The sequence below is a fragment of the Candidatus Methylomirabilota bacterium genome (genome assembly GCA_036001065.1).
Classification (GTDB): domain Bacteria; phylum Methylomirabilota; class Methylomirabilia; order Rokubacteriales; family CSP1-6; genus MNEF01.
Window position 1 is genome coordinate 1 of the sequence record DASYUQ010000203.1, and the last position, 13,740, is coordinate 13,740.

At 70.9% G+C, this 13,740-nt stretch carries 9 protein-coding genes and 2 tRNA genes; 5 read left to right on the forward strand and 6 right to left on the reverse strand.

The genetic code is table 11. The features are described from left to right. Positions 1-299: 299 nt before the first annotated feature. The 5 genes from VGV13_19495 to VGV13_19515 all read right to left on the reverse strand — a co-directional run bounded on the left by VGV13_19495 (position 300) and on the right by VGV13_19515 (position 7,030). Positions 300-375 (reverse strand) — tRNA-Glu (locus VGV13_19495). A gap of 21 nt (positions 376-396) precedes the next feature. Next, positions 397-470, reverse strand: a tRNA-Gln gene (locus VGV13_19500). A gap of 203 nt (positions 471-673) precedes the next feature. Continuing rightward, positions 674-946 (reverse strand): HU family DNA-binding protein, encoded by a 273-nt coding sequence (locus tag VGV13_19505; protein ID HEV8643274.1) that lies wholly within the window; start codon positions 944-946, stop codon positions 674-676. 64 nt (positions 947-1,010) lie between these two features. Next, entirely contained in the window at positions 1,011-6,290 is a 5,280-nt protein-coding gene (locus tag VGV13_19510; protein ID HEV8643275.1) for a GAF domain-containing protein, read from the reverse strand. Positions 6,291-6,394: 104 nt separating this feature from the next. After that, positions 6,395-7,030: an NIPSNAP family protein gene (locus tag VGV13_19515; GenBank protein ID HEV8643276.1), complete on the reverse strand. Its 636-nt coding sequence runs from the start codon at positions 7,028-7,030 to the stop codon at positions 6,395-6,397. Positions 7,031-7,179: 149 nt separating this feature from the next. Between VGV13_19515 and VGV13_19520 the strand changes: the two genes are divergently transcribed. The 3 genes from VGV13_19520 (at position 7,180) to VGV13_19530 (ending at position 10,260) form a co-directional block, all read left to right on the forward strand. Next, entirely contained in the window at positions 7,180-8,634 is a 1,455-nt protein-coding gene (locus tag VGV13_19520; protein ID HEV8643277.1) for a menaquinone biosynthesis decarboxylase, read from the forward strand. Continuing rightward, complete coding sequence (locus VGV13_19525; GenBank protein ID HEV8643278.1) at positions 8,559-9,491, forward strand: UbiA-like polyprenyltransferase; 933 nt, start codon at positions 8,559-8,561, stop codon at positions 9,489-9,491. The genes VGV13_19520 and VGV13_19525 overlap by 76 nt, the downstream gene beginning before the upstream one ends. Positions 9,492-9,567: 76 nt before the next feature. After that, positions 9,568-10,260: a ubiquinone/menaquinone biosynthesis methyltransferase gene (locus VGV13_19530; GenBank protein HEV8643279.1), complete on the forward strand. Its 693-nt coding sequence runs from the start codon at positions 9,568-9,570 to the stop codon at positions 10,258-10,260. Positions 10,261-10,441: 181 nt separating this feature from the next. Here the strand turns inward: VGV13_19530 and VGV13_19535 are convergent, their stop codons facing one another. Beyond that, positions 10,442-11,287 (reverse strand): alpha/beta hydrolase, encoded by an 846-nt coding sequence (locus VGV13_19535; protein HEV8643280.1) that lies wholly within the window; start codon positions 11,285-11,287, stop codon positions 10,442-10,444. An 83-nt stretch (positions 11,288-11,370) separates the two neighbouring features. Here VGV13_19535 and VGV13_19540 point away from each other — a divergent pair, with 83 nt between their 5' ends. Then, a complete protein-coding gene (locus VGV13_19540; GenBank protein ID HEV8643281.1) occupies positions 11,371-12,783 on the forward strand; it encodes a putative glycoside hydrolase in 1,413 nt (470 codons plus the stop codon). Beyond that, a complete protein-coding gene (locus VGV13_19545; GenBank protein HEV8643282.1) occupies positions 12,780-13,733 on the forward strand; it encodes a polysaccharide deacetylase family protein in 954 nt (317 codons plus the stop codon). The genes VGV13_19540 and VGV13_19545 overlap by 4 nt, the downstream gene beginning before the upstream one ends. Positions 13,734-13,740: the final 7 nt, after the last annotated feature.

Sequence of the window (13,740 nt, forward strand, 5' to 3'; positions counted from 1 at the left end):
CCGGGATCATCCTCGGGCGGTGGCGGCGCCGGCCCCTGCTGCGGCTCTCTCACGAGCAGCTGGTCGCCTTCAGTCCTGACGAGAACGTGACGGTCACCCGCACTCACGATTTCCGGTATCCATCTCACGTCGTATCGTTTCCCCATTTGTCGGCCGCCCTCCCTTTTAGGCCCGCCTCACTTCCGCTGCACCAGCTGCTGCACCAAACCTGTCCGCAAGTGGCCGTTTCGTGTCCTCATCACTCTGAGCGCTCGTTGACCGAACCGCGCGAGAAGTCGCGAAAATACGAGGGAGAAAGGTGGTGGCCCCAACGGGATTCGAACCCGTGTTTCAGCCTTGAGAGGGCCGTGTCCTAGGCCTCTAGACGATGGGGCCGCTGAGCTGGAGCGACTAAAATGGCTGGGGGAGGAGGGCTCGAACCCCCATTACCAGGGCCAGAACCTGGCGTCCTACCATTAGACGATCCCCCACCACCGAGTGGTCATTCTACGCGGGGCGTCGGAGGGCGTCAACCCCGCCAGAGAACCGATGACGCGATGACAAGCCAGTATTCATGCGGGTTGTCACCACATTCGGACGACAAGTTGTCACCACGTCTGAAACGATGCCCAAAGCAACGACAACGCGCTCCCAGAGCGGCTTGTCATCGTGTCATCGGTCTGCGCGAGCCGTTTCAGCGGACGGCGGACTTGAGCAAGCGGCTGGGCTTGAAGCGCGGCGCCTTGGTCGCGGGGATGCGGATCACCTTGCCGGTGCGCGGGTTCCGGCCGTTCCGCTCGGCGCGGCGGGTGACCATGAACGTGCCGAAGCCGCCGAGGGTCACCTTCCGGCCCTTCCGGAGCGAGTCGAAGACGCAATCGACGAACGCGTTGAGGGCGCGTTCCGAGGACACCTTCGAGCCGGCGGAGGCCTTCGCCATGGCGGTGACGAGATCGGCCTTGGTCACAGGCCACTTCTACTCGACGCGAGTCGGCGAAGTCAAGTGAGCGACCGGTCCGAGCGTCGAGCGCTCACGCGAGGAGCTGCTCCACCCCGCGTAGCAGCGCCTCCGCGGTGAACGGCTTCGCGAGGACGGGCGCCTTCGTCTCCTCCAGGAACTTCCACGCGTCGGGATTCGCGGTGTCGCCCGTCACGAACAGGAAGCGGCCGGTCAGCTCGGGCCGCGCGACGGTGGCCGCGCGATAGAACTCCTCGCCGCTGCCGTCGGGCATGCGCATGTCCGACACGATGAGGTCGTAGCCCGTCGTGTGCACACGCTCCAGGGCCGGTCGGCCACCGTCCGAGACGTCCACCCGCCAGCCGGTCTGCGTCAGCAGCGTCGTGACCAGATCCACGATGTCGAGCTCGTCCTCGACCACGAGGGCGTGGCGGCCGGCGCCGATCGAGCGGGGCGCGGCGGCGCCGGGAGCGGCCGGCTCTGCCGCCGCGCGGCGGCGGCCGACGGCCGGGAGCTCGACGGTGAAGACGGTATGGCCGGGGCGGCTCTCGGCGACGAGGCGACCGCCGTGCTGCTCCACGATGCCGTAGGACACGCTGAGGCCGAGCCCGGTGCCCTTGCCCACCGGCTTGGTGGTGAAGAACGGATCGAAGATCCGCGGCAGCACCTCGGGCGGGATGCCGGGGCCGTTGTCGCCCACCTCCACCACCGTCCGCTCGGCGCCGCCGTCGGCGCGGGCGCGCGTGCGGACCCAGATCCGACCACCCGCCTGGCTCCCGAGAATGGCCTGCTCGGCGTTCAGGACGAGGTTCAGGAAGACCTGCTGGAGCTGATGGGCATCTCCCGACGCGTAGAGCGGCTGCACCTCGTGCTCGACGTCGAGGCCGATGCTCGACAGGCGAAGCTGGGCCGTGCGCAGGTCCAGGATCTGCCCCACGATGTGCGTCACGTCCACCGGACCGCGCGTGGGCTCGCGCTGGCGCGAGAAGAGGAGGAGCCCCTGGACGATCTTCGCCATCCGATCGCCCTGGGAGACGATCAGCTCGACCGGGCGGCGGATGTCGGGCGGCAGGTCCTTGGTGAGCATGAGCTGGCCGTGCCCGATCACGACCGAGAGCGGGTTGTTCAGCTCGTGGGCGACGCCGGACACGAGCTGGCCCACCGCCGAGAGCTTGGCCACCTGGACGAGCTGCGCCTGCGTCTCCTGAAGCTCCCGGAGATGGGCCTCGAGCCGCTCGTAGAGCCGGCTGTGCTCGATGGCGAGCGCGGCCGGCGCGGCGAGGATCGTAAGCTGCTCGAGGTCGGCCTCGGTGTAGCGCCGGGCGGGGTCGTGCACCCCGACCGACAGCGCTCCGATCACCTCGTCGCGGATCAGGAGCGGACAGGCGATCACCGCGTGAACGGGCCGCTCGCCCTGGCGCTCGATCACGTAGGCGAGGCGCTCGGGCCATGCCTGATAGTCGTTGACGAGCACGGTCTCCCGGCGGCTGGCCGCCAGCCCGAGCCCGCCCGACCCGAGCGGGATCTCGACACCGGCCTCGCCCTCGAAGAGGCGGTAGCCGGCGCGAATGACGAGGGTGTCGCCGCTCTCGGACATGAGGGCGACGGTGGCGCGGTCGGAGTCGAGCAGCTCGGCGGCCTTGCGGGCGATGAGGCTGAGCCGGTCCTCGAGGCTGAAGGATCCGAGGATCTGCTCCACCACCTCGCGCACGGAGTCGACCTGCCGGAGTCGCTGGCGCGTCTGCTCGTAGAGCCGGGCGTTGTCGAGGGCGAGCGCGGCCTGGTCGGCGAACGCCTCCGCGAGGGCCACCTCCTCGTCGGTGAAGGCGCGCCCGAGGAGGGCGCCGAGGGTGAGGGCGCCGATGATCTCGTCGCCCACACGGAGGGGCACGCCGACGACGGAGCGGGCGCCGGACTGCACGAGGACCTGGCGCAGGTCGTCGGTCAGTAGCAGGGCGGGATCGGTGAGCGCGTCCGTGTACCGCACGGTGCGGCCCTCGACGACAGCCCGGCCCGCGGCGCCGAAGCCGGGAGGAAGCGCGGCACCGAGATGCTCGGCGGTGGACCCGGCGCCGGCCACGGCACGGAGCGAGCCGTCGGGCAGCTTCAGGCGGAGGCGGGCGAAGCTCGCGCGGAACATGGGCAGCACGCTGTCGACGATCCGCCGGCCCACCTCCGCCACGTCGAGGCTTCCCGTGAGCATCCTCGCCAGGCGCGCCAGCTCTTCCGCCTCGCGGCGGCGCCGGGTCGATTCCACGTAGAGCCGCGCGTTCTCCAGGACCAGGGCCGCCTCGTCGGCGAACGCCTGGGCCAGCCGGACGTCGGCCTCGTCGAAGAGGCGGCCGCGCGCGTCGCCGAGGGACAGCGCGCCGATCATGCGGCCCCGGACCATGAGCGGCACCGCCAGCTCCGCCTGGATCCCTTCCTGGTAAAGCCGGGCGCGCATCTCGGGCGAGACGCGCGCGTCGATACGGAGATCGGCGCTGGCCACCGGACGCTCGTCGCGCACGGCGAGGCCGGCGAGCGCGGTGCCCCGCGGGAAGGGCGGACCGCTGGGCGCCATCTGCCCGAACGCGCCGAAGGAGACCCAGGCCTCCAGCTCCCCCGCCTCTCCGAGCCGGAACAGGATGGCCGAGCGGACCGCGAAGAGGGCCTGCAGGCTCTCGACGATCTGGCGCGCGACCACGTCGGGGTCGAGGCTCTGGGCGAGGGCGCGGCCGACGCGGGCCAGCTCCTCCGCCTCGCGCCGCCGCTGCTCGACGATCGCGAAGAGGCGCGCGTCCTCGAGGGCCACCGCCGCCTGGTCGCCGAAGGCCTCGAGCAGGCTCGCCTCGGCGCCCGAGAAGTCGCGCACGGTCTCGTCGGCGACCGACAGCACCCCGATGATGTGTCCCTTCACGCGCAAGGGCACGGCGAGCACCGCCCGGTTGCCGGCGGCGACGATGCGCCGGCGCATGTCGTCGGGGAGGTCCAGGCCCGGCTCGCTCAGCACGTCGCGGCACCACGCGGGGGCGCCGGAGGCGGCGGCGCGCGCCATGATGCCGACCCCGCGCGGAAAGAGATGATCGACCTCGAAATGGTGCTGGGCCCGGCCGCCCCAGGCGACGGCCCGCATCGAGCCGCTGGGCTCCAGGAGGTAGAGCGCCGACGAGACGGCGCGGAACAAGGGGAGGACGCTGTCGACCACGCGCCGGCCCACCTCGCTCAGGTCCAGGCTCTCGGCGAGCATGCGCGCCACCCGCGTCAGCTCCTCCGCCTCGCGGCGCCGCGCCGTCACCTCGGCGAACAGCCGGGCGTTTCCGAGCGCGAGCGCGGCCTGGTCGGCGAAAGTCTGGGCCAGGCGAACCTCGTCCGACGTGAACGTGTGGCCCTCCCGATGTCCCACCGCCAGCACCCCGATCACGGCGTCCTTGACGACCAGCGGCACGGCGAGGGCGGCCCGGAACGACGCTCGCCCGACGCGAGCGCGCGCCTCTGGGGTGAAGACGACGCGGTCGTCGGTGAGGAGGTTCGGCGTGGTCAGCAGGCGCCGCTCGCGCACGGCGAGCCCGACGAGGCCGTGCTCGGACGGGAACGACAGGGGCCGGTCGGCGTGAGCGCCGACGTCGCCGGACAGCGCCAGCGCGGCCAGATCGCCGGTGTCGGGATCGACGCGATACAGTCCCGAGGCGCACGCGCCGAGCAGGGCGAGGATGTTGTCGGCGATCCGGGGCGCCACCAGGTCCGCATCGAGCGCCTGGGCCAGGACGCGGCCCATCTCCGCCACCGCTTCCGCCGCCGCGCTGCGCGCGCGAGCCTCGGCGAAGAGGCGCGCATTGCGGACGGCTACCGCGGCCTGGGAGGCGAACGTCAGGAGCAGCGCGAGGTCGTCGGCACCGAACGTCCGGCCCCGCTCGAGGTTGAGCGAGAGCACGCCCACCAGCTCGTCACCCGCCACCACCGGGACGCCGGCCAGCGCGCGCAGGTCGTGGCGGATGGCCCAGTCGGGCACGAGGACGCGCGCATCACTGGCGACGTCGGGCACGAACAGCGGCTCCCGGTGGCTCGCGATCCATCCGGCCCCGCCCTGCTCGAAGCCCACCATCATCGGCAGCTCGAAGTCGACCACCGAGGGATCGATCGTCCAGGCCCGTCGCACCAGCCGGCGCTCGGCCACCTCCGCTCCCCAGAAGACCACCACCTGGGCGCCGGTGAGCCGCACGAGGGCGTCCGTGATCTGCTGGAGCAAGCGCTCGAGATCGAGCTGCTGCGAGAGCGACAGGTTGATCTCGGCCAGCGCCTCCAGGCGCCGCTGCCGCGCCTCGAGCGCGCCCTCGGTGGCCTCGCGCTCGTCGATCGCCCGGTTGAACTGGTCGGCGAGCTCGGCCAGCTCGTCACTGCCGCGCACGGCGACCGGCGTGGGCTGCCCCGCGGCAAGCCGACGGGCGGCGCCGGTGAGGGAGTGCACCGCCCGCGTCATCTGAAGCCCGATCAGCCACGCGACGAGGAGCGCGAGGAGGGTGACGGCGGCGAGACCCGAGAGGTTCGTGTAGAGACGGCCCTCGACCGGGTCGGCGGCCATCGCGGCCGGAATCGTGGCGAGCACCACCCAGGGCGTCCGGGACAGGCCGGAGATGCCGACGAGGTAGGCGGCGCCGGCGGGAGACGTCCACTCGGCGGCGCCTCCCCGCGGGCGCGCGAGACGCGCGGCGTCCGCGCCGGCGACGAGGCTCGTCCCGCCGGCGACGGTCGCCGCCGCCGAGCGGGCGACGAGCGCGCCGTCGGGGGCCACGACGGTGACGCCGGCGGCGCCGAGCGGGAACACGTCGAGGAAGGTCGAGAGGGCGGCCGAGTCGAGCTCCACCACCGCGACGCCGCGCGGGGCCCGCGTGGCGTCCTGCACGGCGAGGGCGATGGGCACCACGGACCGGCCATCGATCGGGCTCGGCTGCGGGCCGCCGACGACCGGCTCGCCGCTGCGGAGAGCCTCGTGAAGCAGCGCCCAGCGCGGGAGGGGCGGGCGCGACCGTCCGCCGATGCTGCTCGCGAGCACCGTCCCGTCGGTGGAGAGCGCGAGGAAGGCGCGGACGAAGGGATGCGTGGCCTGGACCCGCCGGGCCAGCGCGGCCAGCCGGTCGGTCTCGATGCGCTCGACGTCGCGGAGGGCGGCCAGCGTCTCGAGGTTCTCGATCTGGCCGGTGACGACCTCGTCGAGCTGCCGCGCCACGCCTTGCGCGGTCAGGAGCAGCCGCTCCTGGGCCCGTTCGCGCGCCTCGCGCTGCTCGTGCCAGAACTTGACGAGGGCGCCCGCTACCAGCGGCAGCAGCACCGCCAGCACGAGGGTTACGAGCTTCGCTCGGATGCTCCAGCGCATACGCGGGGGCCGCGCGCTCAGTATAGCGTGGCGGCGCTGGCGCGCGCGCTTGGACCGAGCCCCCTCTCCCCCGAGAACCCCGGGGGAGAGGGGAGGTTGGGAGGCTACCGCATCTTCGAGAACGACGCCGGGTTCAGGATCACCGAGCGCATCTCGGCCAGCAGCGGCGAGGCCTTGGCCACGAAGCCAGCCCACTGGGGGTCCTGGAGCGCCTGGCTTCGGACGTCTCGACGGTGGTTCAGGTCGCGATAGGCCCACATGTGCACGACCTCGTTGAGCTGGGAGACTTCCGTCTGCCAGACGCCGACCGGCTTCGAGTACTTCTGGCGGACGGGCTGGATCTCCTTGAAGAGCCCGAGCCACTCGGCGAGCTTGCCCACCTGGGCGCGATACGTGCGGAGCTCGTAGATGAGCCCCGTCTCGACGGGCGGCTCGAACGGCAGGACGGTGGAGAGAATCTTGTTCTCCTGGGCGAGGAGGAACCCCCGCGTCTGCGGGATGTACTCCTTCGTCCACGCCTCGTTCTTCGACAGCTCCTGGCGCAGCCGCTCGCGCTCGTTCAGATCGGCGTAGCTCCAGAGGTGCACGAGCTGGTTGAGGGTGCCGGTCTCGGTGGTCCAGAAGCCTTCCTGCTTTCCGTAGTTGTCGCCGCGGATCTTGCGGCCAACCTCGCCGGAGAGCTTGAGGTAGTCCCCCTGGGTGCCCGGTCGCAGCGTGTACGTGCGCAGCTCGAAGATCATTGCCGCTCCTTTCGCGGGGGTATCTCGATGGGCGGCCCCAATACTGCGCCGGGCGCTGCGGGCCGTCAAGGTCACCGGCGGTGTCGGAACGCAAGACCTGACCCCGCGCGATGTTGGAATGCAAGACCTGACCCCATATACTCCTCGCGATGGCTTTTGCCGACTTGCGCGAGTTCGTTGGGCACCTGGAGAAGGCGGGGCAGCTCCGGCGCGTCACCGCGCCCGTCTCCCGTGATCTCGAGATCACCGAGATCACCGACCGCGTGTCCCAGGGGCCGGCGGCGGCCAACGTCGCCCTCCTCTTCGAGAACGTGCAGGGCTTCTCGACGCCGGTGCTGATCAACGCGTTCGGATCCGCCCAGCGGATGGCGGCCGCCCTCGGCGTGGAGCAGCTCGACGACCTCGGGGCCCGCGTGGCCAAGCTCCTGGACCTCCGCATGCCCGGCACCTTCTTCGAGAAGCTGCGGAAGCTCGGGGACCTCTTCGATCTCGCCAAGGCCGGCCCCAAGCGCGTGAGCTCGGCGCCGTGCCAGGAGGTGGTGGACACGGCGAATCCGTCGCTGGCCCAGCTCCCGATCCTCACGTGCTGGCCGGGCGACGCCGGCCGCTACATCACGCTGCCGCTGGTGTTCACGCGGGACCCGGTGACCGGGGCCCGCAACGTCGGCATGTATCGCCTCCAGGTCTTCGACGACCGCACCCTCGGCATGCACTGGCAGATGCACAAGGGCTCGGCCGAGCACGAGCGCGTGGCCGTCGAGACCGGGCGGCCGCTGATGGAGGTGGCGATCGCGCTGGGCGGCGACCCGGTCGCGATCTACTCGGGCTCGGCGCCGCTGCCGCCCGGCGTGGACGAGATGGTCTTCTCGGGCTGGCTCCGCGGCGCGGGGGTGCCGATGGTGCGAGCGAAGACGGTGGACGTGGACGTGCCGGCCGGCGCCGAGTACGTCCTCGAGGGCTACGTCGACCCCACCGAGCGCCGCGTGGAGGGCCCCTTCGGCGATCACACCGGCTACTACTCGCTGGCGCGCGAGTACCCGGTCTTCCACCTCACCGCCGTCACGCGACGCGGGCGTCCCCTCTATCCGACGACGATCGTCGGCCGCCCGCCGCAGGAGGACTACTGGCTGGGCAAGGCCACCGAGCGGCTGTTCCTGCCGATCATCAAGATGATGCTGCCCGAGGTCGTCGATCTGAACATGCCGGCCGAGGGCGTCTTCCACAATCTGGTGATCGTGTCGATCAAGAAGCGCTACCCGGGCCACGCCCGCAAAGTGATGATGGCGCTGTGGGGAATGGGACTCATGGCCCTGGCCAAGACGATCGTCGTCGTCAGCGACCACGTGAACGTCCACGATCTGTCCGAGGTCGCCTGGCGCGCCACCGGCAACATCGACCCCAAGCGCGACCTGATGATCCTGGAGGGTCCGATGGACGACCTCGATCACGCGGCGCTGCGCCACCGCTACGGCGGCAAGCTGGGGGTCGACGCCACCGACAAGGGGGCGCTCGACGACATCGTCCAGCCGTGGCCGGACGAGATCGTGATGAGCGAGGAGATCCGAGAGCGGGTGACGCGCCGCTGGAAGGACTACGGGTTCTGAGCCTGGCCGGCACGAAGGTCGCGCACGTCCTCGACGCGATCAAGTTCGAGCACACGGTCTTCGCGCTGCCCTTCGCCTACATCGCGATGGTGCTGGCGGCGCGAGGCTGGCCCGGCTGGTGGACCGTCGTCTGGGTCACGGTGGCGATGGCAGGCGGGCGCACATGCGCGATGGCCACCAACCGAGTCATCGACCGATTCCTCGACGCGCTCAACCCGCGCACGGCGGCGCGCCACCTGCCACGCGGCGTGCTGCGCGCCTGGGAGCTGAAGGCGCTGGCGGCGGCAGGCGCCGCCCTCATGGTCGTCGCCGCCGGGATGCTGAACCCCCTCTGCCTGGCGCTGGCGCCGCTGGCGCTCGTGTTCCTCCTCGGCTATTCCTACACGAAGTACGTCACGTGGACGTCCCACTGGATCCTGGGCTTCACCGACGGCATCGCCGCCGGCGGGGGCTGGATCGCCGTCACCGGGCGCCTCGATCCGCCGGCGCTCACGCTGTGGTTCGCGCTGACCGTGTGGATCGCCGGCTTCGACCTGATCTACGCCTGCCAGGACGTCGACTTCGACCGCGCCCACGGGCTTCACTCCGTGCCCGCGCGCTTCGGCATCGCCGCCGCGCTCACCATGGCGCGCCTCAATCACGCGCTGACGGCGGTGGCCCTCGCCGCGCTCGGCTGGATGACCGGCCTCGGCCCGCTCTACTGGGTCGGCTGGCTCGTCATCGTGGCGCTCCTCGCGTACGAGCACTCGCTGGTGCGCCCCCACGATCTCTCGCGACTGAACATCGCGTTCTTCAACGTCAACGGCTACATCGCGGTGATCGCCTTCATCGCCGTCCTCGCCGGACTGGAATGGTAGTGCGAGCCGCAGGGCGGCCAGGGGCGGGGGCCCCTGCGCCCGAGGCGAGCCTGGGGACACTCGTGCGAGCCGAGCCGTGAGCAAAGCGCGCGACGTCCGCGTGATGTTCACGCGCATCGCCGCCCGCTACGACCTGATGAACTCCCTCATGACCGCCGGACGCCACCACGCCTGGCGCCGCCTGGTGGCCCGGGCGGTGGCCGCCGCGCCGCCCGGCCTCGTGCTCGACCTGGCGACGGGCACGGGGGACCTGGCGCTGGCCATCCATGACCGCCGCCCAGAGCGTCTGGTGGTCGGCGCCGATTTCTCCGAAGGGATGCTCCGCCAGGCCCGCCCCAAGCTCAGCGCGCGGCGCGCAACGCGCATCCTCTTGCTCGCCGCCGACGCGCTGGCCCTGCCCTTCGCCGACAAGACGTTTGCCTGCGTCAGCTCGACCTTTCTCCTGCGCAACCTGGAACATCTCGGGCGGGGCCTGGAAGAGATGCGGCGGGTGACGCTGCCGGGCGGACGGGTCGTCGCCCTCGACATCGTACGGCCGGCGATCCCGCTCTGGGGCACGCTCTTCGGCTTGTACTTCCACCGCGTCGTCCCCGCCATGGGCGCCCTGGTGGCCGGTAACCGCCACGCCTACACGTACCTGCCGCAGTCGGTCGACCGGTTCGTCACGCCGGCCGAGCTGGCCCGGATGATGGCACAGACGGGACTGCGCGACGTCACGTATCGCACCCTCGGCCTGGGGACGGTCGCCCTCCACATCGGCATCGCCTAGTGCCGGTCCAATTAACTTCGCCATACTTCGTTCTCGGTCGGCGCCGGTCCTCGACGTACAACCGCGTACGCCTCCGGCCGGCGCCTCCCTCGGGCCTCGTCTGGCTCGTTACTTGGACCGGCACCGCGGGCACCCGTTGGGGCATCGCCGGAACTAGTTGGAGGCGCACTAGTCGGGCCGGTCAGCCCAGCGAGGCCAGGAACCCGGCGAGCACCTCGACGAACGCCTGGGGGGCGTCGAGCACGAGATGATGATACGCGCCCGGAATCCCCACGAGCGTGGCGTGCGGGATTGCCGCCCGCATCCGCTCGGCCAGCTCGGGCGCCAGGATCGGGCTCCATTCGCCCCGCACGATCAGCGTCGGCGCGCCGATGCGCCCGAGCAGCGCCCACGTGTCCGCGGGCCGACGTAGCCGATTGCAGTCGGGGTCGAACCGGTACGTCCACCCGCCAGGGCGCGGGACGACGCCCGCCCGGGCCAGATGCGCGAGCAGCGCGGGCTCGGCAACGGTCTCGCGGGGAAGCAGGCGGAACACGGCCACAGCCTCCTCGAGTGTCGGATGGAGGCGGAGGGCCCGGTGGCCCCGCTGGCGCAGGCGATTCAGGCGCTCCTCGGGGATCGATGGCCGCGAATCGATGATCACCAGCGCCCTCACCCGCTCCGGGTGCCAGGCCGTGAACGCCATGGCGTTGTGGCCACCCATCGAGTGCCCCACGACGACCGCGCGCGGCCAGCCCAGCGCGTCCAGCACGCCGCGCAGGTCGCCGGCGAACTGCTCGGTGCCGTACACGGGGGGATTCGGCCAGTCGCTCTCGCCGTGGCCACGTTGATCGAGCGCTACGACGTGAAAGCGGTCTGCGAACGCGGGTGCGACACGGTCGAACCAGTGGGCGTGGGCCGAGCCCCCGTGAAGGAAACAGATCGCGGGCTGACCGGGCGCCCCCCACTCCAGCAGGTGCAATCGGAGCCCATCGACGCTCAGGGTTCGGCTCCGGGCCGATTCACAGCCGAATTGTAATTTTGTCACCGCGTGATTGTACTGGATGCAGGATGTTGGTAAGATTTTTATTGGATCGAGTACATCACGTCGCTACTGTCATGACCGAAGGAATGAGCGAAGTTCCCACGCAGTCCGCGAGCCGCCACCTTCTCGATGGCGGCTACGCGCTGTTGCTGTTGGCGGTCGCCATCGTCTTCGGTTACGGGCTGCTCCTCCCCACCTCTCTCCGGGCAAGGACCCTGCCCTTCAAGGAAGCGGCGTTCAGTCTGACCACGGGGCGCGTCGAAGCGCCGCGCCCCGTCCGCACGTGGCCGGCGCGCGTCATCGGTCGGATCATGGACGCCGAGCGCAAGCCGCTCGCCGGCGCCTCGGTGACGGCCGCCGGCAAGGAGAGCCGCGTGAACGCCGAGGGCACGTTCGCGCTCGACGCGCCGCCGCCACCAGACACCCCGTTGGTGGTCAAGCTCCCCGGCTACGAGAGGGTCGTGGTGCAGCCCACCCACGGGTCGATCGAGGTGGTGCTGAAGCCGCAGATGGTCAAGGCGGCCTACCTCACCTACTACGGCGTGGCCGACCGCGGCATCCGCGGGCGCGTGCTCGAGCTGCTGGCGAGGACGGAGCTCAACGCCGTCGTCATCGACATCAAGGGTGACCGCGGCTGGATTCCCTACCGGACGGAGGTGGCGGCAGCCCGGGCGGCCGGCGCCCAGGGCCCGGTGATCATCAAGGACTTCGACGGCATGATCGCCGATCTCAAGGCGCGCGGCATCTACACGATCGCCCGCGTGGTGACGTTCAAGGACAACGTCCTGGCCAATCACCGCCCCGATCTCGCGATCATCGACGCGCGCACCGGGCGCCCCTGGGCCGACAACGAGAAGCTGGCCTGGGTCGACCCGTTCCAGGAGGAGGTCTGGAGCTACAACCTCGCCATCGCCAAGGAAGCCGCGCGCAAGGGGTTCGACGAGATCCAGTTCGACTACGTCCGCTTCCCGACCGATGGCCGGATCTCGGCGGCGCAGTACTCGAAGCCCAACACCCGCGGGACGCGACTACCGACGATCGTCGCGTTCCTGGAGCGCGCCCGGCGCGAGCTGGGCGCCCTGGGCGTCTTCGTCGCCGCCGATTTCTTCGGCTACACCGCCTTCAACGAGAACGACACGGACATCGGGCAGCGGATCGAGGAGCTGGCGCCACACCTCGACTACATCTGCCCCATGGTCTATCCGTCGGGCTACCACCTGGGGATCCCGGGCTATCCCAATCCCGTCGATCACCCGTACGAGGTCGTCTACGAGAGCGTGAAGCTCATCCGCAAGCGTGCCGGGGGGGCCCAAGTGCGGCCGTGGCTGCAGGACTTCAAGGACTACGCCTTCGACCGGCGCGTCTTCGGTCCGGTCCAGATCCGCGCCCAGATCCAGGGCGCCAACGACGCGGGGGCGCTGGGCTGGATGCTGTGGAACCCCCGCAACGACTACACCGGCGCGGCGCTGCGCCCGAAAGGATCGCTCGCCGCCAAGTGATCCGCCTCCTCGCCGTCACCTCGCTGCTCGCCGCCGCTCTGGCCCCCCCCGCCCTCGCCCAGTCGCGGATGCCCAACGAGCTGGGCCGCGTCATGATCCTCGAGTACCACAAGATCGATTACCCCGAGGAGCGCTGGACCCGCACCCCCGAGAACTTCCGCCGGGACCTCGAAACGCTGTACGCCCGCGGCTACCGTCTGCTCGCCCTCAACGACCTGCTCGACGCCCGCATCGCGCTGCCCGCCGGCATGACGCCGGTGGTGCTGACCTTCGACGACTCCTCGCCAGGCCAGTTCCGCTACCTCGAGCGCAACGGTACCCTGGAGATCGACCCGAAGTCGGGCGTCGGCATTTTGGAAACGTTCTTCCGGGAGCGCCCGGACTTCGGGCGGGCGGCGACGTTCTTCGTCCTGCCCGGCGCCAGCCGCCCGAACCGGCTGTTCGATCAGCCGGAGCACGAGGGCCGCAAGCTGAAGCACCTCGTCCGGCAAGGCTACGAGATCGGCAACCACACGCTCTGGCACGCGAACCTGGGCAAGTACGAGGAGGCGACCGTGCGTGCCCAGATCGCCGAGGCGCAGGTGTGGATCCAGCGCCACGTCCCTGACTACCGCCCGCGCACGCTCGCGCTGCCGCACGGCGTCTATCCCCGGGAGGTCGGCTGGGCGCTGCGCGGCACCGCCAAGGGCGCCACCTACAGCCACGACGCCATTCTGATGGTCGCCGGCGGCGCGGCGCCCTCGCCGTTCTCGCGCGGGTTCGACCCGGCCCGGCTGCCCCGCATCCAGGCCCTCGAGCGGGACCTGGCCTACTGGCTGGCGTACTTCGACCGCAACCCGGACGAGCGCTTCGTGAGCGACGGCGATCCCGCGACGGTGACGGTTCCCGCGAAGTGGCGCGAGCGCCTCCGCACGTCCATGCCCCGCGCCCTCCGCGTCATTGAACGCTAGCGCGCCC